The organism is Streptomyces sp. NPDC001709, assembly GCF_053596375.1.
The window spans coordinates 82,486-104,033 of the sequence record NZ_JBSFGB010000028.1 but is presented as its reverse complement, the minus strand read 5'-3'; the positions used below and the strand labels follow the sequence as shown (position 1 = coordinate 104,033).

General features: G+C 72.4%; 18 protein-coding genes. 7 read left to right on the top strand and 11 right to left on the bottom strand.

The features are described from left to right. Window positions 1-32 precede the first annotated feature (32 nt). From ACWC0C_RS33470 to ACWC0C_RS33455, 4 genes are all read right to left on the bottom strand, one after another. The gene (locus tag ACWC0C_RS33470) at window positions 33-1,061 is read right to left on the bottom strand and encodes an LLM class flavin-dependent oxidoreductase (protein ID WP_450867864.1); all 1,029 of its coding nucleotides are present in this window, start codon (window positions 1,059-1,061) and stop codon (window positions 33-35) included. Between the two features lie 69 nt (window positions 1,062-1,130). Continuing rightward, on the bottom strand, window positions 1,131-2,633 hold the full coding sequence (locus tag ACWC0C_RS33465; protein WP_450867862.1) for a metallophosphoesterase family protein: 1,503 nt from the start codon (window positions 2,631-2,633) through the stop codon (window positions 1,131-1,133). A 127-nt stretch (window positions 2,634-2,760) separates the two neighbouring features. Beyond that, the gene (locus ACWC0C_RS33460) at window positions 2,761-3,360 is read right to left on the bottom strand and encodes a hypothetical protein (protein WP_450867860.1); all 600 of its coding nucleotides are present in this window, start codon (window positions 3,358-3,360) and stop codon (window positions 2,761-2,763) included. A 95-nt stretch (window positions 3,361-3,455) separates the two neighbouring features. Then, window positions 3,456-4,196, bottom strand: a complete 741-nt coding sequence (locus tag ACWC0C_RS33455) for an SDR family NAD(P)-dependent oxidoreductase (RefSeq protein ID WP_449201483.1) — start codon at window positions 4,194-4,196, stop codon at window positions 3,456-3,458. Window positions 4,197-4,306: 110 nt separating this feature from the next. Here ACWC0C_RS33455 and ACWC0C_RS33450 point away from each other — a divergent pair, with 110 nt between their 5' ends. Further along, complete coding sequence (locus ACWC0C_RS33450; protein ID WP_450867859.1) at window positions 4,307-6,391, top strand: prolyl oligopeptidase family serine peptidase; 2,085 nt, start codon at window positions 4,307-4,309, stop codon at window positions 6,389-6,391. A gap of 250 nt (window positions 6,392-6,641) precedes the next feature. Then, the gene (locus ACWC0C_RS33445; protein ID WP_450867857.1) at window positions 6,642-9,044 is read left to right on the top strand and encodes a M4 family metallopeptidase; all 2,403 of its coding nucleotides are present in this window, start codon (window positions 6,642-6,644) and stop codon (window positions 9,042-9,044) included. Window positions 9,045-9,092: 48 nt separating this feature from the next. Here the strand turns inward: ACWC0C_RS33445 and ACWC0C_RS33440 are convergent, their stop codons facing one another. The 3 genes from ACWC0C_RS33440 to ACWC0C_RS33430 all read right to left on the bottom strand — a co-directional run bounded on the left by ACWC0C_RS33440 (window position 9,093) and on the right by ACWC0C_RS33430 (window position 11,948). Next, window positions 9,093-10,292, bottom strand: coding sequence for a glycoside hydrolase family 64 protein (locus ACWC0C_RS33440; protein ID WP_450867856.1), 1,200 nt, complete (start codon window positions 10,290-10,292; stop codon window positions 9,093-9,095). 163 nt (window positions 10,293-10,455) lie between these two features. After that, a complete protein-coding gene (locus tag ACWC0C_RS33435; RefSeq protein ID WP_450867855.1) occupies window positions 10,456-11,211 on the bottom strand; it encodes a dienelactone hydrolase family protein in 756 nt (251 codons plus the stop codon). A 116-nt stretch (window positions 11,212-11,327) separates the two neighbouring features. After that, window positions 11,328-11,948, bottom strand: a complete 621-nt coding sequence (locus tag ACWC0C_RS33430; protein ID WP_449201478.1) for an L-threonylcarbamoyladenylate synthase — start codon at window positions 11,946-11,948, stop codon at window positions 11,328-11,330. A gap of 308 nt (window positions 11,949-12,256) precedes the next feature. On the opposite strand from ACWC0C_RS33430, the gene ACWC0C_RS33425 reads away from it, so the two are divergent. Then, a complete protein-coding gene (locus ACWC0C_RS33425) occupies window positions 12,257-13,810 on the top strand; it encodes a helix-turn-helix domain-containing protein (RefSeq protein WP_450867853.1) in 1,554 nt (517 codons plus the stop codon). Between the two features lie 135 nt (window positions 13,811-13,945). Here the strand turns inward: ACWC0C_RS33425 and ACWC0C_RS33420 are convergent, their stop codons facing one another. Next, a complete protein-coding gene (locus ACWC0C_RS33420; RefSeq protein WP_450867852.1) occupies window positions 13,946-15,196 on the bottom strand; it encodes a serine hydrolase domain-containing protein in 1,251 nt (416 codons plus the stop codon). A gap of 249 nt (window positions 15,197-15,445) precedes the next feature. Between ACWC0C_RS33420 and ACWC0C_RS33415 the strand changes: the two genes are divergently transcribed. Next, window positions 15,446-15,685: a hypothetical protein gene (locus ACWC0C_RS33415; RefSeq protein WP_449201474.1), complete on the top strand. Its 240-nt coding sequence runs from the start codon at window positions 15,446-15,448 to the stop codon at window positions 15,683-15,685. Window positions 15,686-15,689: 4 nt separating this feature from the next. On the opposite strand, the gene ACWC0C_RS33410 is transcribed toward ACWC0C_RS33415, so the two are convergent. Next, window positions 15,690-16,157: a hypothetical protein gene (locus tag ACWC0C_RS33410; RefSeq protein WP_450867851.1), complete on the bottom strand. Its 468-nt coding sequence runs from the start codon at window positions 16,155-16,157 to the stop codon at window positions 15,690-15,692. Between the two features lie 278 nt (window positions 16,158-16,435). Here ACWC0C_RS33410 and ACWC0C_RS33405 point away from each other — a divergent pair, with 278 nt between their 5' ends. Both ACWC0C_RS33405 and ACWC0C_RS33400 read left to right on the top strand, forming a co-directional pair. Beyond that, window positions 16,436-17,785 carry a transaminase gene (locus ACWC0C_RS33405; RefSeq protein ID WP_450867849.1) on the top strand — a complete coding sequence of 450 codons (1,350 nt, stop codon included), beginning with the start codon at window positions 16,436-16,438 and terminating at the stop codon, window positions 17,783-17,785. 37 nt (window positions 17,786-17,822) lie between these two features. Beyond that, a complete protein-coding gene (locus ACWC0C_RS33400) occupies window positions 17,823-18,263 on the top strand; it encodes an Lrp/AsnC family transcriptional regulator (protein ID WP_449201471.1) in 441 nt (146 codons plus the stop codon). A gap of 12 nt (window positions 18,264-18,275) precedes the next feature. Here ACWC0C_RS33400 and ACWC0C_RS33395 read toward each other — a convergent pair whose 3' ends face one another. Beyond that, window positions 18,276-19,382: a PP2C family protein-serine/threonine phosphatase gene (locus ACWC0C_RS33395; RefSeq protein ID WP_450867847.1), complete on the bottom strand. Its 1,107-nt coding sequence runs from the start codon at window positions 19,380-19,382 to the stop codon at window positions 18,276-18,278. 269 nt (window positions 19,383-19,651) lie between these two features. Here ACWC0C_RS33395 and ACWC0C_RS33390 point away from each other — a divergent pair, with 269 nt between their 5' ends. After that, window positions 19,652-20,560 carry a GNAT family N-acetyltransferase gene (locus ACWC0C_RS33390; protein ID WP_450867846.1) on the top strand — a complete coding sequence of 303 codons (909 nt, stop codon included), beginning with the start codon at window positions 19,652-19,654 and terminating at the stop codon, window positions 20,558-20,560. Between the two features lie 79 nt (window positions 20,561-20,639). Here ACWC0C_RS33390 and ACWC0C_RS33385 read toward each other — a convergent pair whose 3' ends face one another. Further along, window positions 20,640-21,527, bottom strand: a complete 888-nt coding sequence (locus ACWC0C_RS33385) for a Gfo/Idh/MocA family protein (RefSeq protein WP_450867844.1) — start codon at window positions 21,525-21,527, stop codon at window positions 20,640-20,642. Window positions 21,528-21,548: the final 21 nt, after the last annotated feature.

The window sequence follows — 21,548 nt, the reverse complement described above, 5'->3', positions numbered from 1 at the left end:
CCGGTGCCGGTGCCGGTCCGAGAGCCCGGGGGTCAGCTCGCCGGCCGCCACCCCAGCGCCGGCCCCAGCTTCGTCGCCATGTCCGTCAGGATCTGGACGTAGTCCTCGTGCTCGAAGGTGAACGGCAGCGCGAACGCCACCTCGTCCACCTCCCGGAACGCGGCGTGCGCATGCAGCTGTTCGGCGATCTCCTCTGAGGTGCCGACCAGGTCCGGCGCGAACAGCAGCCGGCCCGGACCCTGCGGGGAGGTCGTGCGGGGCAGCCGCTTCGCCGCGTACGCCTCGTACTTCGCGCGCTGCTCCGGGCCCGCGGAGTCGGTGGGGATCACGACCAGCCCCTGCGAGACACGGGCCGCCTCGCCGTCGGGGTGATGGGCGCGGAACTCCCGGATGAGGGAGCGCTGGATCTCGGCGAAGTCCCATGGCCCGTCCGGCCGTTCCGCCTTGACCACGCTGCTGGTCAGGAAGTTCATGCCGTGCCGGCCCGCCCAGCGCGCCGAGCCCAGGCTGCCGGCGCCGTACCACAGCCGCCGGCCGAGCCCGGGGGAATGCGGCTGGACCACGTCCGAGAAGACTTCGAAGCCCTCGACCCCGCTGAAGTCGCTGGCGGCCTTGCCACGCACCAGGTCCAGCAGCCGCCGCACCCGCTCGTAGCCGAAGTCCTCGGCCTCGGCCGTGTCCGGGTACAGGGCCTCCTTGACCTGTTCGAAGTGCATCGGCGGGCCCACGCTGACGCCCGGGTTCAGCCGGCCCCCGGACAGGACGTCCACCGTCGCCAGGTCCTCGGCGAGGCGCAGTGGGTTCTCCCAGCCGAGCGGGGTCACCGCGGTGCCCAGCTCGATGCGGTGGGTGCGCTGGGAGGCGGCGGCGAGGACGGCGACCGGTGAGGAGATGCCGTACTGGAGGTGGCGGTGACGCAGCCAGGCGCTGTCGAAACCGAGCCGCTCGCCCAGCTCGATGATCCCGAGCGTGGACTCGTGGCCCAGGGCCGGCTGTGCCGGGTCGAACAGGCCGATGGTGAGGAAGCCCAGCTTGCGCAGCGGGCGGGCGGTGGGCGGCACGGGCTCCTCCAGCGGTCGTACGTCGCTTCCGTCTGCCGATTCTGGCAGGCGGGTGTGACAACCGTGTGATCACTTCAGCGGAATGACGATCTCGTCCTCGACCGGAGGCTCGACCTCCTGCGCCCGGTTGCCGGTGGCGGCGAAGCAGCGCAGCCGGACCGCCTCCGGAGCGACGTCCAGCCGCAGGAAGCACTTGAAGAACGGCGGGCTGTAGGTGGCCGAGCCGGGCGAGAACAGCTGGGTGTAGACCTTGTGCACGGGCAGCCGGAACCGGGACGTGCGGTCCGGGCGGCCGCCGGTGCCGAGGAGGCTCGCGACCATGCGGGTGCGCCGGGTCACCCGGGTGTCCGTGCCGGGCTTGCGGCCCGGCTCGATGCCGAGGCGTTCGGCGACGACCGCGGTCGCCTCGGCCTCGGTCAGGGTGAAGAAGCGGCGCAGCCGCAGCCGGTGGCCGTACAAGCGGCTGTAGAAGGCCAGCGAGTCGCCGCGCAGCGGATAGCAGCGGAAGTCCCGCTCGGTCACACCCGCGACCGAGACCCGCGGGATCGTGTGTGTGGCGTGCATGAACGCCCCGCCGCCGCCCGCGACCACGTACTGGATGGTGCGGCCGTCCACGTCGACCGGGTAGCGCTGGTAGTTGTGGATGTCGCCGCCGATCGCGGCCACGTAGTGGTGCTCCGGGGCCCGCACGATGTCGTCCACCGTCCCGCCGCCCTCGATCGCGCACGGGTGGTGCTCGCCGTCGACGTACAGCGGCGACCCGGTGATCAGGATCTTCGGCTTCGGTCCCCGGGACACCTCGCGCAGCCAGGCGCCCTGTTCGGCGTCGATCGTGCCGAGCAGACCGGTGTCGATGCCGACGATCCGTACCGGACCGGCATCGACGGCCCAGTACGGCCCCGGCTGCGCGGCCTGTTGCCCTGGTGCCGACCGCATCTCCCGGGCGGCGGCGAGCCGTTGCTCGTCGGCCGGCCGGGGCCGGTGCCACAGCAGGGCGCGCCACCAGGCGCCGCTGAGCGGGCGGGGCCGGGGCTCGGGGCCGAGCGGCGGGGTGTCGGCGCAGAAGACGCGCATGAAGGCGCCGAGGTCCTCGTACCAGTCGTGGTTGCCCGGTATCGCGTATATCGGCGCGGGATAGTCCTGGTAGGGGCGGAAGAACTTGCTGCCGTAGTCGTCCGCGCTGCCCACCGGATAGATCACGTCGCTCGCGATGACCGCGAAGTCGGTGCCCTGACTTGCCTTCAGAAAGCCTGGTACGACGGCGTATTGAGGATCGTCGCCCTCGCCGGTGTCCCCGATGACCATGAAGGAGAAACTGTCGGTGGTCTCCCGACGGATCACCTTGTCGGCGGGCGCCCCGGCCGCCTCGCGGCGCGCCACCCAGCGGCTGCGGGTACGACCGGTCGGGTCACCGAACCAGGACGCCAGCACGCCGTTGCGGGCCGCCCACAGGGTCCGCGGATTCAGCCACGACAGCTTCTCGACGTGGTCCGGCATCAGCTGCTTGTAGGCACCGGGCTCGGCCGAGCCCCAGCCGGCGCCCTGTGCGGTATCGCGCGAGGAGTCAGACACGCGGTGCACGGTAACAACGCGCCGGTCAGAGGCGGTTGGCGGGGGCCCGGTGTACATGAACGGCACACATGTCGTTCACGGTCGGGCACGGCACCGGCATCCGGGCCGCCGGTACGCTGTGGACCTTCTACTCGTAGCCCTGCGCGGCTCCGAGTTGCAGGGCGACGGAGTGCCATGTGACCGGTTCGAGCCGTGTGTGCAGAGGCGATTCGGCGGTGACCCAGCGCGACCAGGCGTCCAACCAGTGGTACAGCGTGCTGTGCGCCCAGGTGTCTCCCTCGCCGGCCCATTCGCCGCGGTCGGCCCTCGCCTGCCGCTCGCGCTCGTCGCGGCGGAAGCCGAGGGCGAGTTCGGCCACGTAGCCGCGCAGGCCCTCGGCGCTGTCGACCTCGTCGGGACCGGTGGCGGCGTCCGCGAGGACGCGGTCGTACCGTGGGGACGCCGTGCGTGCGCCGTCCACCAGACAAGCCAGTCCCCGCCAGCCGGGCTCGCCGGGTGCCCGCTCGGACACCACGATTCCTCCGCCGGCCCGGGAGCCGAGCAGCCGGACCCAGCCCCGGAGGAAGTCGTCGATGGTGCGGTTGCCCCACGGCAGTACGGCGGGCCGCGCGGTGGAGTCGCCGGTGCACGCCCGCTCGCAGTCGTCGGCGAGGAAGCCCAGATAGGCGGCGAATTCCTGGCGCGAGCCGACCTCGTGCCAGGACCGGGGGCTCGGGGATGCGGACACGCCGTGAGGCTAGGGGCGCCGGGGATCTCTTGTCGAGCGTTTGCCGGGGGCCGAACGACACAGCGCAGGCGCGCCCGTTCAAGCCGGGCGGCCCCTCAGGTGAGGTTCAGTCCGCCGTCGAGCAGGATCACCTCGCCGGTGAGATAGGTGCTGGCGATCACGGACGCCACCAGGTCGGCCACATCGGCGGGTTGGGCCGGGCGGCGCATGGGCGCGCGGTCGCGCCACAGTTGGTGCGCCTGCGTCCAGTCCTTCGTCATCGGCGTGTCCACGAGCCCCGGCGCCACCGCGTTGACCCGTACGTCGGGCGCGAGTGCGGCCGCGAGCAGCCGGGTGACGTGGTTCAGCGCCGCCTTGCTCGCCGCGTACGGCACCGACGAGCCCTTGGGGCGCACGCCGGCGTGACTGGTGATGTTCACGATGCTGCCGCCCGCAGGGGACTCGCGCAGCGCCGGAAGTGCCGCGGTGCACAGGACCCATGGTGCGATGAGGTTGACCTCGAGCAGCTGTCGCCAGTCCGCCGGTGTGGCCGCGGCCAGGTCGCCGTGCGGGATCGGCCAACTGATGCCCGCGTTGTTCACCAGCACGTCCAGCCGCCCGTACCGGCCGAGTGCCGCCTCCACCAGTCCGCGCGCCTCCTCCTCCACGGCCAGGTCGGCCCGCAGGTACACACCGCCGAGCTCGGCGGCCAGCGCCTCCCCGGTCTCCGTACTGCGCCGCGAGTGCACGACCACCCGCATGCCGTCCGCCGCCAGCCGCCGTACGACGGCTTCCCCGATCCCCGAGGCAGACCCGGTGACCAGGGCAACGGGCCGGTCTTCTCGCTCACCGCTCATGATCGGGAATCCTGCCATGAGTCCGCCCCCTGCTACGGAGGCGAAGGCGGAGGGAGTCCGACCAGAATCGAATATGTGTGCGAGTCCAGGGGTGAGGGAAGACGCCTTGCGTGCGGCCCGACCTCCTCCCCACCCAGCTCGCCCGTACGGCCCGCTTCAGCCGCGGTGTCCCCGGACGGTTCACCGTGACGGCCGACGGCGGGACCGTGCTGTACCTGCGGGGTCGTACGGGGGACGACCCGGCCGCCTGCCTTTGGGGGTTCGAGCTCGCCTCGGGTGCGGAGCGGCTGCTGGCCGATCCGGTCAGGTTGCTCGGCGCCGGGCGCCGGGTGCGGGGGATCGCGGGCTATGCCGCCGACGCGGTGGGCGGGCTCGTCGTCTTCGCGCTGGGCGGGGTGTTGTGGGCCGTCGCTCCGGGCGGTGGTGAGCCCCGGCGTCTGCCGGCCATGCGCCCCGTGTCCGACCCGCGCCCCGATCCGTCCGGTCGTCGTATCGCCTACGTCTGCCGCGGGGCGCTCCGCGTCATCGCAGCGGACGGGAGCGGAGATCGACCGATGGCCCAACCGGGCGTCGATGACGTGGAGTTCGGGGTGGCCGAGCACACCGTCGCGACGCTTCCCGACGGCCCGCGTGGTCACTGGTGGGCGCCCGACGGCACCGCCCTGCTGTGCGCCCGGACCGACCGCAGGCGCGTACGCCGCTGGTACAGCACCGACCCCGCCAGGCCCGACAGCCCGCCCAGGGCCCACCGCCACGCCTTCGCCGGCACACCGAACCCCGACGTCACCCTTTGGCTGGCCCGGACCGCTCCCGACGGCCCGCTCATGTCCGTTCGTTGGGACCACGAGGCCTTCGAGTACGTCGTAGGCGCCGGCTGGGACACGCACGGCCCCTTCGCCGTCGTGCAGTCCCGTGACCAGCGCACCGTCCGGTTCCTCGGCATCGATCCGGCGGACGGCCGTACGAAGGTGCTGCACGAGCAACGGGAGGCGCGCTGGGTGGAGTTGGTGCCGGGACTGCCGGCCCGCACCGCCTCCGGGGCCGTACTCGCGCACGCCGATCTGCACGGCACCCGGCGCCTCACGGCCGACGGCGAACCCGTCACGCCCCCGGGCCGTCAGGTGCGTGCCGTCCTCGGCGTCGACGGCGACGAGGTGCTGTTCACCGCGTCGGACGAACCCACCGAGGTCGACCTGTGGTCCTGGCGGCCGGGAGACGCACCGCGCCGGCGGAGTGTGGGCCCGGGGCTGCACGGCGGAGTGCTGCGCGGCGGCACCCTCGTGCGGACCACCGCGGACACCGGCAGCCCGGCCCCGCGCGCCGAGGTGCCGCGGGCCGGGCGGCCGGCCCTGACCGTGCCGTCGTACGTGGAGACGCCGGTGCTGGGTGTGCGGCGCAGCCTGCTGCGGCTCGGCCCGCGGGCGCTGCGGGCCGCCCTGTACCTGCCCTCCTGGCACCGGGCGGCGGACGACGGCCCGCTCCCCGTGCTGCTCGACCCCTACGGCGGCGCGGGTCGGCAGCGGGTCACCGCCGCCCACGACTGGCGGACGCTGGTGTCGCAGTGGTTCGCCGAGCAGGGCTTCGCGGTGCTGGTGACCGACGGGCGGGGCACCCCGGGGCGCGGGCCGGACTGGGAACGCGAGGTGCACGGCGACCTGTTCGGGCCCGTGCTCGACGACCAGGTGGACGCCCTGCACGAGGCCGCCCGTGCGCACCCCGTGCTCGACCTGGACAGGGTCGGTATCCGCGGCTGGTCGTTCAGCGGCTCGCTCGCCGTGCTCGCCGTCCTGCGCCGCCCGGACGTCTTCCGCGCCGCCGTGGCCGGCGCGGGCGTGACCGACCAGCGGCTCTACGACGCCCACTGGCGCGAGCGGTTCCTCGGCCACCCACGGGAGCACCCCGACCGCTACGACGCCTGCTCCCTGCTCCGCGAGGCGCCCCGGCTCACCCGCCCCCTGCTGCTGGTCCACGGGCTCGCCGACCCCAAGGTGACGCCCGCCCACACCCTCCGGCTGTCCGGCGCGCTGCTCGCCGCGGGCCGGCCGCACGAGGTGCTGCTCCTGCCCGGCGCGGGACACCAGCCCGTCGGGACGGACCTCACCTGCGACCTGCTGCGGCACCAAGTACGCTTTTTGCAAAGGCACTTGGGGACGGCGGATGCGCGGCTCCACACCGGGTCCGGCGTCGGCGCCTAGGCGGAATACCGGTACGGCGGTGTGCGAGAGCCCGGGCCGTGTCCGTCATGCCCGGCATAGGGAAAACCCTCGAATGGCCACCGCATGACTGACATGCGCGGAACAAGGCTGGAATCCTTCGTCCACGCACCGCACATCCCCGGTGTGTTCACGGATCACTGTGCCGCACAGCTCAGCTCACCCGGGCAGCGGACCCGTCTGCCCGTCTGTCACCGGCCGCGACCCGGCGGCCGCAGCAGGAGGAGTACGAGTGAGACCCCACAGACGCTTTCCCCACAAGCGGGCCACGGTCGGAGCCGCCCTGGTCTCCACCGCGGCTTTTCTCGCCGTCGGCATGCAGGCCGCTCCGGCCCTCGCCAAGCCCGCCGCTCCCCACCCCGGCCCGCTGCGCACCGGCGGCCTGGAGGCCGAGCTCAGCCCGGCCCAGCACCAGGCACTGATCAAGAGCGCCCAGCTGAAGACCGCCGCGACCGCCCGCACCCTCGGGCTCGGCGCGAAGGAGAAGCTGGTCGTCAAGGACGTCGTCAAGGACAACGACGGCACCCTGCACACCCGGTACGAGCGCACCTACGCCGGACTCCCCGTCCTCGGCGGCGACCTCATCGTGCACACCCCGCCCGCCTCCCTGGCCGCGGGCACCGTGAGCACCACGTACAACAACAAGCACACGATCAAGGTCGCCTCCACCACCGCGGCCTTCACCAAGTCGGCCGCCGAGACCAAGGCGTTGAAGACCGCCAAGTCCCTCGCCGCCAAGAAGCCCACCGCGGACAGCGCCCGCAAGGTGATCTGGGCCGGCACCGGCACCCCGAAGCTCGCCTGGGAGACCGTGGTCAGCGGCTTCCAGGACGACGGCACGCCCAGCCGGCTGCACGTCATCACCGACGCCACCACCGGCAAGGAGCTGCACCGGTACCAGGCGATCGAGACCGGCGTGGGCAACACCCACTACAGCGGGCAGGTGACGCTGACCACGACGCAGTCGGGCTCGACGTACACGCTGAACGACGGGACGCGCGGCGGTCACAAGACCTACAACCTGAACCACGGCACCTCGGGGACCGGGACGCTGTTCTCGCAGAGCAGCGACACCTGGGGCGACGGCACCAACTCCAACGCCGCCACCGCGGGCGCCGACGCGCACTACGGCGCGCAGGAGACCTGGGACTTCTACAAGAACACCTTCGGCCGCAGCGGCATCAAGAACGACGGCGTCGCCGCCTACAGCCGCGTGCACTACAGCAGCAACTACGTCAACGCCTTCTGGGACGACAGCTGCTTCTGCATGACCTACGGCGACGGCTCCGGCAACAACGACCCGCTGACCTCGCTGGACGTGGCCGGCCACGAGATGAGCCACGGCGTCACCTCCAACACCGCCGGCCTGGACTACACCGGTGAGTCCGGCGGCCTGAACGAGGCGACCTCGGATATCTTCGGCACCGGCGTGGAGTTCTACGCCAACAACTCCAGCGACCCCGGTGACTACCTCATCGGCGAGAAGATCAACATCAACGGCGACGGCACCCCGCTGCGCTACATGGACAAGCCGAGCAAGGACGGCTCGTCCGCCGACTCCTGGTACTCCGGGGTCGGCGGGCTCGACGTGCACTACTCCTCGGGCCCGGCGAACCACATGTTCTACCTGCTGTCCGAGGGCAGCGGCACCAAGGTCATCAACGGTGTGACCTACAACAGCCCGACCTCCGACGGCGTCGCCGTCACCGGCATCGGCCGCGCCGCCGCGCTGCAGATCTGGTACAAGGCACTGACGACGTACATGACGTCGAGCACCGACTACGCGGGCGCCCGCACCGCCGCCCTGAACGCGGCAGCCGCCCTGTACGGGACCAACTCCGCGCAGTACGCGGGAGTCGGCAACGCCTTCGCCGGTATCAACGTCGGCAGCCACATCACCCCGCCGAGCAGCGGAGTGACGGTCACCAACCCGGGCAGCCAGTCCTCGACCGTCGGTACCGCCGTGAGCCTGCAGATCCAGGCGAGCAGCACCAACAGCGGAGCCCTGTCCTACAGCGCCTCCGGGCTGCCCGCGGGCCTGTCGATCAACAGCTCCACCGGCCTGATCACCGGAACACCGACCACGGCCGGGACGTCCAGCACCACCGTCACGGTGACCGACTCCACCGGCGCGACCGGTACCGCGACCTTCACCTGGACAGTCAGTTCCACCGGCGGTGGTTGCACCTCCAAGCAGCTGCTGAGCAACCCCGGCTTCGAGTCCGGCAGTACGGGCTGGACGGCGACGAGCGGCGTCATCACCAACGACACCGGTGAGGCGGCCCACGGCGGCTCGTACAAGGCCTGGCTGGACGGCTACGGCTCCTCGCACACCGACACGCTGTCCCAGTCGGTGACGATCCCCGCGGGCTGCAAGGCGACCCTCACCTTCTACCTGCACATCGACACCTCGGAGACCACCAGCGGCACCCAGTACGACAAGCTGACGGTCACCGCCGGTTCGAAGACCCTCGCGACCTACTCGAACCTCAACGCGGCCTCCGGCTACAGCCAGAAGTCCTTCGACCTGTCCTCGCTGGCGGGTTCGACGGTCACGCTGAAGTTCAACGGCGTGGAGGACTCCTCGCTGCAGACCAGCTTCGTCGTGGACGACACCGCCCTGACGACCGGCTGAGTCACCCACCCGCGGCCCCGCACCCGAGTGGTGCGGGGCCTCGGCATGTCAGCCCAGCGGATCCAGCGTCAGGTACGCCCGCTGCGGGCTGCCGTCATGGACCAGCGACTCCTGGTTGCCGACGTCGTCGAAGGCGAACGCGTAGGCCTTGCCGTCGGCCATCTGCGCATGGACCGCGCGCGCGTACTGGTTCGTCACCGGGTCCTGGTAGAAGCCGGTCGTCGTGGTGTCCGGCTGGTTGGGGTTGATCAGCAGCGTCGAGCGGTTGAAACCGGCGCACAGGGTGCGGGAGATGGGGCCGCGAACGGCGTCGTTGGGCGCGTCGAGCAGCTTGTGACAGCCGAAGACACTGTCCGCGTCGGGCTTCTGGAAGCTGGTGACGACCGCACCCGAGGCGTTGGTGAAGTTCATGACGCCGCCCGAGACCCGGCCGTAATACTTGGTGTTCGGCTGGTCGGCGAACGGCGTCACCGTCAGCGTGGACGTCGTGTACTTCTGCCAGACCCGGTTGACGTAGTCGTCCATCACGTTCGCCGGCAGGGCGCCGGTCTCCACGCCGTACAGCGGCGAGAGGGCGCGCAGCACCGTGCCGTCGGAACGGGTCTGGACCAGCCCGGCCCAGCCGCCCGAGCGACCGCGCAGCGCGTTGAAGAAGCCCGTGTAGCCACCGGACTTCAGATGCCCGGTGCTGCTGACACTGCCGTCGGAGCGCTGCACCCCGACCGCGTACGGCGCCGAGAACATGTCGACCTGGGTGCTGTTCAGCCACAGCCCCGAGTCGTTGAGGGTGTACTCGGACCAGTTGAACAGGATGTTCCGATTGGGGTCGGAGGGGTTCTGCACGGCCGGCTGCACCAGGCCGCCGGTCGTCAGCCTAAAGTCGAGCTTCTGGCCGTAGGAGAAGTAGATCCGGCCGGAGAACTTCGGTATCCGGATCGTCTTGGACTGCCCGGGAGCCGGTCCGGCGATCGCCGCGTCCGGCGCGGGGGTCGGCGGGTTGCCGCCCGCCGGCCAGGCGTGGAAGGTCCCGTTGGCGTCCGCCCAGCCCTGTTGCCCGGAGGACAGCTGGGTGCCGAGGTCGTAGACGTAGACCGGTTCGGAGCGGCCCGAGTTGTTGGTGAGCTGCAGCGGGATGGTGTCCGGTACGGCGGCCCCGGCGAGATCCGGGGCACCGACGGCGAGTACCCCGCCGACCAGGGCCGCGGCGGCCGCCAGGGGCAGCGCCCGGCGTGTGCGTGTGTGAGGCACTCTCCTACCTCCGTGTGGGGTCGGGGTTGTACGGATGTTGGTCCGTACCTGTTTGAGAGCGCTCTCAGACTCGTGCCGAGTCGCGTGCATGTCAATGAGCTGGACGAGAACCGGGCCCGATCGGCCTGGCGCCCGTCGTGTGACGGGCGCCGCGAGTCGGTTGTCAGAAGGTGCGCTTGAGCAGGTCGAGCAGTGCCGCCCAGTGCCGTTCGTCGGCCTCGTGGTCGTACGCGGGCGTGTCCGCCTGCGTGTAGCCGTGGTGGGCGCCCGGGTACACCTCGCAGGTGTGCCGCACGCCGGCCGCGGTCAGCGCCTCCTCCAAGCGCGCGATCTGCTCCGGGGGCAGCGACCGGTCGTTGTCGGCGTGTCCGAAGTACAGCTCCGCGGTGATGTCCGGGGCGCCCAGGTGCGGGCTGGCCGGCTCGTCGGTGGCGAGGCCGCCGCCGTGGAACCCGGCCGCCGCGGCGACCCGGTCCGGGTGCGCCGCCGCCGTCCGCAGGGCCAGCCGGGCGCCCATGCAGTAACCGGTGACCGCGACCGGCCCGTCGGCGACCAGCGGGCTGTCGGCCAGCCAGTGCAGATAGGCGCCCGCGTCCCGCGCGGCGAGGTCCGGCGTCAGCGAGGCCACGACCGGGCCGAGCCGCTCCCAGATCGTCGGATCGGCGGCCGGGTCGATGAACTCCGGCAGATCGACGACCGGGGTACGGCCGAGGCGGTAGAAGACGTTCGGCACCAGCACGGTGTAACCGGCCGCGGCCAGTCGGTCGGCCATGGACCTCAGGTACGGGCGGATTCCATACGCGTCCTGGTAGAACAGCACGCCCGGACGGGGGCGGCCGTCGGCGGGATGGGCGAGGTAGGCGTCGGCGACGCCGTCCTCGGTCGTGATGTCGACATCGTGTCCCTGGACATCGGTCATGGTGAGCAGGCCCTCCCTCGGGAAATGGGCGCCGGGAGGCGATCGCTCTCGACGCCGCGGCTACGGCCCATGCTGTCACGCAAGATCCGCAACACCGCACCCGGAGCCCGTCGAGCTCACTCGAAGCGGCTGGCGTCTCCCGCGCCCCGCCGTACGATCTCCGCCTCGCCACTGGAGAAGTCCACGACCGTGGTCGGCTCGGTGCCGCAGTCGCCGGAGTCGACGACCGCGTCCACCACGTGGTCGAGCCGGTCCTTGATCTCCCAGCCCTGCGTCAGCGGCTCCTCCTCGTCCGGCAGCAGGAGCGTGCTGGACAGCAGCGGCTCACCCAGCTCCGCCAGCAGTGCCTGGGTGACCACGTGGTCGGGGATGCGTACGCCCACGGTCTTCTTCTTCGGGTGCAGCAGCTTGCGCGGCACCTCGCGGGTCGCCGGGAGGATGAAGGTGTAGTTGCCGGGCGTGGATGCCTTCACGGCACGGAAGACGTCGTTGTCCACCCGCACGAACTGGCCGAGCTGAGCGAAGTCCCGGCACATCAGCGTGAAGTGGTGTCGGTCGTCCAGATGTCGGATGGACCGGATCCGGTCCATGCCGTCCCGGCTGCCCAGGCGGCAGCCCAGCGCGTAACAGGAGTCGGTCGGGTATGCGATAAGTGCTTCCGAGCGCACCGCGTCGGCGATCTGGGCGATGCTGCGCGGCTGCGGGTTCTCGGGATGCACGTCGAAGTACTTCGCCACGCGTCGAGCTTATGCCGTCCCGTACGCCACGTGCGCACCACGCGCCGCTCCCCTCGCGGCCGCGGAGTCACGGCCGCCGTTCGTCGCGGTCGGCCGATCCCCTGGGATTTCGTTGAGTACTTTATGGATTCCTGGGCACCCGAATCCTGACCGTCCTGGCCACCCCCCCCGGCCCGGACGCGACGCCTCCGCCGGCGGCCCATCCCCCCGGGCCGCCGGCGGAGGCATGCCCGGCGCGCAAGTGCGGCGCGTCGGGTAACGTGCGGATGCGTAAGCCCAGGTCACCATGGAGACGAGGAGAGCGGCACGTGGTCGGCCGACCGGACGGGGGCCCGGCGTCCCAGCAGCCGTACGGCGGTGACAGTGCCTGGGCGCAGGAGTTGCTGGACCATCTGCGGCCCGCCGGGCGCGATCTCGGCCGGCTCGTCGCCTGGCTCGCCCGGACGGTGAGCGGGTCGGTCTGCCTCCAGGACGCCCACGGCGGCCTGCTCGCCGGTGAGCGCCTGCCGCTCGACTCCGCCGTCGTCGCCGATGTGGCCGCCGGCCGGATCTCCGCCGCCGCCCTGCAGGACGGCGAACGGCATGTGCGCCTGGTCGGGATACGGCGTCCGGGACCCGGCCCGGCGGCCGGAGCCGTCCTCGCCGTGGCCCGCCCGGCACCCTTCGACCGGGACACCGCCGAGATCCTCGGCCGCACCGCGGGTGTGCTGGAACTGCTGCTGCGGGAAAGGGAGTTGGCGCAGGCGGGGCGGCGGCTGCGGCAGGCCACCGCCGATCTGCGGCTGGCGATCCTGCAACTGCTCATGGTGGAGGACATCGTCTCCGCCCGCCGGGTCGCCGCCGGGCTGTGGCCGGGCCTGCTGGAGCAGGACGCCGCCCGCGTCTACGTCCTGGAGGGCGTCGCCGCCGAACGCGACCGGCTCGCCGACGCGTGCGTGGACGCCACCGACGGCCGGGCGCTCGTCGTGCGCTGCCCCGCGGTGGACGAACACGTCATCGTCGTGGGCCCGTTCGCCGAGGTGGGGGAGCGGCTGCGGTCCCTCGTCGCCGACCGGCCCGGCACCTACCTCGGCGGCAGCCCCCAGCAGCGCCTCGCACTGACCGCCACCGCCTACGGGCAGGCCGTCACCGCCCTCGCCGTGGCCCGCTTCCGGCGCGACCGGGCCGCCGTCTACGCAGCCCGCATCCGCCCCGCACAGCTCATGGATCCCGCGGCACTGCGGGCCTGGGCCGCGGCCGTGCTGCGCCCGCTCGACACACTGCCGCACCACGTGCGCGCCGAACTGCTCGCCACCACCCGGCTGGGCCTCGAATTCACCGCCGTGAACGCGGCCAAGGTGCTCGGTGTCAGCCGCAACACGGTCCGCGCCCGGATGGACCGGGTCGCCGCGCTGCTCGGCGCCGACCTCTCCCGGCTGGCCGTCCGCGCACTCGCCCACGCCGCCCTCAACACCGAGGCCGCACACGGCCCGTACGACCCCGGCGGCGCACCCGATGCGCCGGTCCGGACCCGGCTCACCGAGCTGCTCGGGACGAGCGCGCTGCGCACCTGGGCCGAGGGGCTCCTCGGCCGCCTCGACGAGGATGGCCGCGATCTGCGCCGCACCCTGCGCGCCTGGACCGGCGCCGACGCACATGCCGAACGCGCCGCCCAGGCGCTCGGCGTGCACGCCCAGACCGTGCGCGAACACGTCCGGGCGGCCGAGCCCGTCTTGGAGCGCCGGTTGTCGGTCGGTGGTACCGACCTGTACGAGGTCGTCCTCGCCCACCTGGTCACCGGCGAGCTGCCCGTGCCCGATCTCGGCGTAGCCGGCCCGGGCGTCGCGAACCCGGGTCAATCGGACTCGGCTGTGCACCGGTGAGTGTTGTGCGGGCCGAGCCGGGCATCGGTGCGCTACCCCGCGTGCGGCGCCGCACGTAGGTTCGGCATTCCGCGGGGCACGACCGGAACGGGGGACCGGTCGCGGCCCCGCGCTCCGGCTCGCGCTCCCGGCGCCTCATCCGGTCGGTGTGACGGGCAGGTTGTAGACGTGCGCGGGGGAGATGATCTTCGTGATCGCTTCGCCCAGCACGGTGCTGGGCTCCTGGGACCGGTAGCCGGTGTCGGTGTTGAGGAGGGCGACGAGGGTCGTCCGTGTCGACGGCAGGTAGACGGTCAGCGACTCGTAACCCGGCAGGGAACCGTTGTGGCCGATCCAGCCCTGCACGTCGAAGATGCCCAGACCGTATCCGGCGCCCTTGAACGAGCCGGTCTGCGGGGTGATCAGCCGCTGCCTCTGTGTGGCGGTGGTGACCATCCGCTTCCCGTCCGGGAACTGGCCCGTGGCGACCGTGCGCGCCCAGGTGTGCAGATCCTCGAGGTCAGAGATGATCGCGCCGGCCGCCCAGCCCCAGGACGGGTTCCAGTCGGCCGCGTCGGCTTCCTTGCCGTTCGCTGTCTGCCGGGTGTAGCCCTGCGCGTGCGGAGTGGGGAACTCGTTGCCGGTCGGGAAGAGCGTGTGCGTCATCCCGGCCGGATCGAGGACGTGTTGCTTGATGTAGTCCCCGAGGCGCTGCCCGCTCTGCTTCTCCACCACCAGACCGAGCAGGATGAGATTGGTGTTGCAGTAGGAGAACTTCTGCCCCGACTGGAACATCACCGGATGCTTGAAGGAGTAGGCGAGCAACTGCCCGGGCGTGAAGGGCCGTTTAGGGTTCAAGGTCAGTGCCTTGAAGAAGCCCGGGTCCTCGGAGTAGTTGAACAACCCGCTGCGCATGTCGGCGAGCTGACGCAGCGTGATCCTGTCGCCGTTGGGCACGCCGTCGATGTACTTGCCGATCGGATCGTCCAGGCCGGCCTTCTTCTGGTCCACCAGCTGCAACAGCGCGGTCACGGTGAACGTCTTGGTCTCGCTGCCGATGCGCATGAACATGTCCGGCGCCATCCGCCGGCCCGTGCTCTTGTCGGCGACCCCGAAGGAACGCACGTAACTCGGCTGTCCCGGCGTCCAGATGCCCACGGTCACACCGGGCACGTTCGCCTCGCGCATCACCTTCCGTACGGCGGCGTCGAGTTGGCGGGCCACGCCAGGGGTGAGGTCACGGACGTCCGGTCCCGAGGGAGTCGGGCTGGGCGAGCCGGCGGCGAGAACGGCCGGTACGACGTCCGGTGCCGCCCGTACGGCCCCGGCGGACAGTGGTGCCATCAGCGTCCCCACCGTGACGGCGACCGCGGCCCCCCGGCGCAGACGTGCGGACGATTGCGACATGTCTGACTCCAAGCACGTGAGAGCCGAACGCGCGGTGAGCGGGACCTCGGAGCCCGGACCTTCCCAGAATAGAAGCGCCCACCCCACCCCGCCCCTCGGACGGACGGCCGCCGGGGCAGGCCACCCGGAGCGAGCCGGCAAGATGCTTGTCCGACCGGTGGAGGACGCCGTTCGGGGGATGGCCTCACCCGCCCCGGTGAGCCGACCGGGCGAGGCGTGCCGCCGGCGGCCCACGGCCGTTGCCCCGGCATGAACCGCTTGGACCCGGCGAACCGCTTGGATCTGCTGGACCGGATCGACCGGCTGGACCGGATGCGCCGGACGGGCCGGACCGCGCAGGAGGATCGGGCCGGGGAGCCGATCTACGCCCGGCTCGTCGCCGAGTGGCGGGCGGAGGGGCGGGCCGTGCCCGCGGGACCCCCGGACGTGCCGTGGGCCGTCCTCCCCGAGTCGGCCCGGCGCGCCCGGCGCCCGGCCGGGCGCGCCTGATCCTTCACTGCCCGCACACCGGCGCGAGGACGGCGAGGGTGCCGTTGGCCTGCCGCAGCGCCTCCTCGAGCGCGCCGGGCGAGTGGAGCACGCCGGTGCCGTCCGGCGGCACGAGCCACTCCAGGAAACGCGCGGGCCGGTACGGCGGCGGTACGGCGACCCAGGCTCCCTTGGTCGCGTACCGCAGACCGGCGCCCACCCAGCCCCCGGACGGATCCGGCGGCAGGAAGAACCCGACCCGGCCCGCCGCCGTGTCGACCAGTGTCGGTCCCGGCACCGGCACGCCGGGCCGCCACAGCAGGTCGAGGGTGAGCAGGCCCAGCCGCTCGGGGACGCTCAGCACGTCCCAGAAGCGGCCCGCCTCCAGCAGTGCGATGCCCTCGCCGTGATCCCACTCCCATTTGCAGGACCGTGGGTCCCCGGCCGCCGCGGCCAGCCACTCCACGCCCCGCATCCACATCGTGTTCGCCATGCACCGCTCCCTGCACCCCGACCCGGCAGATGCATGCTCGTAGATATTTCTACGTGGCGGAAGGGGTGGCGAACCCTGGCGTTTGAGGCGGGACGTTCGAACTCCGGCCGTGAGTACGGCAGTCGGGGGAGGGGGGAGGCCTGACCCCCCGATGGCCGTACACCCGAGCACGCTTGATTCGATCGTCGCGACAATCGATTCACGTGTGATGTCTTGAGCTGGCCGTTGTATCGATCATAGACTCACGGTATCCGTCACCATCTCCAGTGAGGTACTCCATGGACCGCATGCGTCTGCACGCCCTCCTGGCCCGCGAGAGCGCCGAGGCCGAGCGCCGCAACCCGCGCTCGCGCGCGGCCCATGCGCGGGCCGACCACCTCTTCGGCCGGGTGCCGATGACCTGGATGAACAAGACGGCCGGTGCCTTCCCCCGCTATCTGGCCGGTGCGCGCGGCGCCCGGGTCACCGATGTGGACGGGCACGAGTACATCGACTTCTGCCTGGGCGACACGGGTGCGATGGCCGGCCACTCGCCCGCCCCGGTCACCCGGGCCGTACAGCGGCGGTTCGCCGAGCTGGGCGGGGCGACCGCGATGCTGCCCACGGAGGACGCCGAGTGGGTCGGCGCCGAGCTGACCCGCCGTTTCGGCCTGGCGCGCTGGAGCTTCGCGCTGACGGCGACCGACGCCAACCGCTGGGCGATCCGGCTCGCCCGGGCGGTCACCGGGCGCCCGAAGATCCTGGTGAACAGTTACTGCTACCACGGCAGCGTCGACGAGTCCCTGATCGTCGTCGGCCCCGACGGCGCGGGCGCCGCACGCCCCGGCAACGTCGGCGCCCCCTGCGACGTCACCCTGACCAGCCGGGTGGCCGAGTTCAACGACCTCGCCGGACTCGAGCGGGAACTGGCTCACGGTGACGTCGCCGCCGTCCTGATGGAGCCCGCCCTTACCAACATCGGCATCGTCCTGCCGGAGCCCGGCCATCTCACCGGCGTGCGCGAACTGACCAGGCGGTACGGCAGCCTGCTCATCAATGACGAGACGCACACCTTCTCCGCGGGGCCCGGCGGCTGCACGGCCGCCTGGGATCTGGAACCCGACCTGCTGACCATCGGCAAGGCGATCGGCGGCGGCATCCCGGCCGGCGCCTACGGGCTGTCCGCCGAACTCGCCGAGCGCCTGCTGGCCCGCACCGACCTGGACCTCGTCGACATGGGCGGCGTCGGCGGCACCCTCGCCGGCAACGCGCTGTCGGTCGCCGCGATGCGGGCCACCCTCGAACACGTCCTCACCGACGAGGCGTTCGCCCGGATGAACAAGCTCTCCGAGCGCTTCGAGGCCGGTGTCCGGGCGGGCATCGAGGAGCACCGGCTGCCGTGGTCGGTGAGCCGGCTCGGCGCCCGTACCGAGTACCGTTTCACCACCCCGGCACCGCGCACCGGCACCGAGTCCGCGGCCGCGTCCGACCCCGAGCTGGAGGACTTCCTGCACCTCTACCTCGCCAACCGGGGCATCCTGCTGACCCCGTTCCACAACATGGCGCTCATGTGCCCCGACACCACCGAGCAGGACGTCGACACCCACACCGAGGTCTTCGCCGCCGCCCTCGCCGAACTGGTCGTCTGACCCACCGGCACGACGACAGACACCCGAAAGGACACGCGTGGACGAGATCGACCGGGCCATCCTGCGCGAGCTGCAGACCGACGGCCGCATCGCCTACGCCGACCTCGGCCCGAAGGTCGGCCTGTCCGCCTCGGCGGCCCGGCAGCGCCTGCAGCGCCTGCTGGACTCCAAGGCCGTCCAGGTGGTCGGGGTCACCGACCCGATGGCCATGGGCGGACAGGCCATGGCCCTGCTCGGCATCGGCGTCGACGGCGACCCCCGCACCGTCGCCGACGCGCTCGCCGAACGTCCGGAGGTCGTCTACTCGGTGCTGACCTCGGGCGGATTCGACCTGTTCGCCGAGGTGGTCGCCCCCGGCCCCAAGGCCCTGCTGGACTTCGTCAACGACGTGGTACGGCCCCTCGAAGGCGTCCGCGAGATCCAGTCGTTCCCGTACTTCGGCATCCACACCCACCGCTTCCTGTGGGACGTGGGCTGACCGGCGGGGCGCTCAGGCAGCCTGCTGCCCAGGAGCCAGTACCAGCATGGTGGCGTCGTCCCGCACCGCGTAACGCAGCCGCACGAGGTCGGCCCACACCGCCTCGGGCAGCTCGGCGGACGCCGTGCCGGTCAGGGCGGCCAGCCGCGCGGGCAGCGGATAGAAGGCGCCGTCGGCGCCCCGCGCCTCCCACACCCCGTCGGAGGCCAGGAAGAGCCGGTCGCCCGGCCCGAGCGGCACCGTGACCTCCTTCGGCGGGTCCACGCCGACCAGCCCGAGCCCCAGCGGTGGTCCCGGCGCCACCGTCACCTCCAGGGCGCGCTCCCGGTGCAGCAGCACGGGCGCCGGATGACCGCAGGCAACCACCCGCACCGCACGCCCGTCGGAGGAGAACTCCAGCAGCACCCCGGTGGCGAACAGCTCCGCGTGCCGCACGCCCGCCGAGTCCACGGCCAGCCTGCGGTCCATCCGCGCGGCGACCGACTCGAGGTCCGGCTGGTCCAGCACCGCCTCCCGGAACGCGCCCAGCAGCGACACCACCGTCGACATCGCCGACAGCCCGTGTCCCTGCACATCCCCCATCACCGCGCGCACCCCGAACGGCCCCGCCCGCACGTCGAAGAAGTCCCCGCCGACCAGCGTCCCGTCCTGCGCGGCCCGGTAGAAACCCGCGCACCCCACACCGCGCACCCGCGCCGGCAGCGGCGGCATCACGGCTCGCTGCACGGCCTGGCCGATCGCCCGCTCCGTGTCCAGCTGGGCGTCCCGGCGGCTGCGCACATACGACACGAACACGCTCAGCGCGGCCACGAACACGATGGTGAGCAGATCGGTGTTGCCGGGGCGGTTGAGATGGGTGGCGGGGATGTTCAGCACCGCGACCACCCCCATGCCGAGGAGCGCGGTGGCCAGCGGGCCGTACGACAGGACGGCCAGCGGCGGAATCGCTCCGAGCAGGAAGCCCAGATCGCGGGCGTGCGGGGTGACCAGCGTGGCCGTGCTGACGACCACGAGCAGCAGCACGGGCAGCACCCGCACCCACCACGGCGGCGGCGCGCCCCGCAACCAGCCGCGATCCTCCCGGTCCCGACGCGACGACCCGCCGCGCACCGATGTCACATCCCCAAGCTACGCCGCCCTCCGCACCCGGGCCTCCCACCTGCGCCAGGCCGATGGAGGGCGGACGTCCCGCGCACGGTCGGCGAAAAGCGGTGGACGCCCCGGCCGCGACCCGCCTAGCGTGTGCGGGCACGCCCGAGACGGACGGAAGGAGGCGAGCGTCATGGCCACTGTCATCCCGCGCTCCCACCTCCCCGTCACCCGGGTGTGCCACGCCTGACCGGGAGCGCGCATCCCGCCGCGACGCGGCACGCACCCCGGAGGAATCCGTGACCGACCTGGTCATCCGCGCGCTCGACGAGAGCAGCGCACACCTTTTCGACACCATGCCCGACCCGCTGGCGTTCCGGGACAAGCACCGGCACACCCGCTACCGCCCCGACTGGCAGCGCATCGCCCTGCGCGACGGGCACACCGTGGCCCGCGCCGCCTGGTGGGGCCGGCCGGAGGATCCCGAGCCGCTCGTGATCAACTGGTTCGACGTGGCCGAGGGCGAGGAGGCGGCCGGAGCCGAACTCCTGCGGACGGCACCCTGGCGGACCGACGAACTCGAGCTCGACCTGCCCTCCGGCTGGCGCGCCGACCCCGGACAGCGGGCCGCCGCCGACACCCGGGCCGCCGCCGCACGCGCGGCCGGTTACGCACCGCTGGTCGAGCGCTTCCTGTACCGCTGGACCCCGGACCGTGGGCTGCCCGAACGGCCCGGCCGCCTCGTCTTCGCCGCCGAGCCCGACGACGCCGTGTTCTTCGGCCTGCTGCGCCGCATCCACTCCGTCACCCTGGACGCCCACGCCCGCCGGGCCGTCGAGCGGGGCGGGGCGGACCTGGCCGCACAGCAGGAACTGGACGTCTTCCACTGGCTCGCCTCCCCGCGCGACTGGTGGCAGATCGCCCGCACACCCGAGGGCGAGACGGTCGGCATCCACATCCCGGCGCGCAATCCGGCCGGGGCCTGCGTCGCCTTCGTCGGTGTCGTGCCGGAACAGCGCGGTCACGGCTATGCCTACGACCTGCTCGCCGAGTGCACCCACTTCCTGGCCGACCGGGGCGCCGAGTTCATCGCCGCCGCCACCGACCAGGCCAACTTCCCCATGGCCGCACACTTCGCCACGGCCGGGTACCCCGTCGTACGGGAGCGGATCAACTTCTGGGCCGACGGCGTCGTCGGCGCCGGGTGAAACGGCTGACGGGCACGCGCTCCGACGCCGATCCGCCGACCCCTGCCCCCGGCTGGGCGGGCAGGGGGGGAGCCGGGATCTAGCCCCGGTCGTCTGTCAGGCGGGCCTCCGCTGAGGCCAGCAGCTCGGTGATGCGGAGGCCGAATGCGGCGTCGCACGCGTGTGGGCGGCTTGTGCGGGCGGCCGTCAGCAGGGCGTCGGTGGCGCGGGTGAGCGCGGGGACCGCCCCTTCGGAGCTGCCCGGCATCAGCGTCACGCCCGCCTCGCCGCGCAGTTCCACATCGGCCCCGGCCGCCGCGGGCGGTGCCGTCAGGCTCAGCGTCAGGGTGCTCGATGCGCCGGTGGCATGGTCGAGGACCAGGTGCACGGTGTCCCCGGGACCGTGCGCCGCCGCCACGACCTGCCGCACGTCGCCGAGGACCGGCAGCAGCACCGACAGGGCGTGCGGGCCGACGTCCCACAGCGCGCCCTTCTCCCGCCGCCACGGCGAGGCAGCGAACGGGCTGTCGGAGGTGAACACGGCCCCCAGCCAGTGCGCGCGGGCCGTGAACCAGCCTGCCGCTGCCGCCTGTTCCTCGATCCAGGCCTCCGGTTCCTTCTGGAAGCGCGCGGTGAAGAACACCACCGAGGCCACCCCCGCCCGTTCCACCGCGGCCACGACGGCCCGCCCCTCGGCGACCGACACCGCGAGCGGCTTGTCCAGCAGCAGATGCCGGCCGGCCCGTGCCGCCCGCACCGCCAACTCGGCCTGCACGGACGGCGGCAGGGCCACGGCGACCGCGTCCACGTCGGCCAGCAGCGCGTCCACGTCGTCGTACGCGGGGACGTCGTACTGCCCGGCCAGCTCGGTGGCCGCCTGCGGCCGCCGGCCCCACACCCCGGCGAACTCGACGCCGGGGTGGCCGGCGAGGGCGGGCGCGTACGCGGCTCGGGCCCACGGGCCCGTTCCCAGCAGTCCGATGCGCATATGGCGTTCCCTTCTCCGAGC

What these genes read in the sequence shown, in the direction of transcription:
- ACWC0C_RS33455 (WP_449201483.1), bottom strand. Translation starts at nt 4,196, where the DNA reads ATGAGCGGTGAGCGAGAAGACCGGCCCGTTGCCCTGGTCACCGGGTCT.
- ACWC0C_RS33435 (WP_450867855.1), bottom strand. Translation starts at nt 11,211, where the DNA reads ATGACCGATGTCCAGGGACACGATGTCGACATCACGACCGAGGACGGC.
- ACWC0C_RS33420 (WP_450867852.1), bottom strand. Translation starts at nt 15,196, where the DNA reads ATGTCGCAATCGTCCGCACGTCTGCGCCGGGGGGCCGCGGTCGCCGTC.
- ACWC0C_RS33415 (WP_449201474.1), top strand. Translation starts at nt 15,446, where the DNA reads ATGAACCGCTTGGACCCGGCGAACCGCTTGGATCTGCTGGACCGGATC.
- ACWC0C_RS33410 (WP_450867851.1), bottom strand. Translation starts at nt 16,157, where the DNA reads ATGGCGAACACGATGTGGATGCGGGGCGTGGAGTGGCTGGCCGCGGCG.
- ACWC0C_RS33405 (WP_450867849.1), top strand. Translation starts at nt 16,436, where the DNA reads ATGGACCGCATGCGTCTGCACGCCCTCCTGGCCCGCGAGAGCGCCGAG.
- ACWC0C_RS33385 (WP_450867844.1), bottom strand. Translation starts at nt 21,527, where the DNA reads ATGCGCATCGGACTGCTGGGAACGGGCCCGTGGGCCCGAGCCGCGTAC.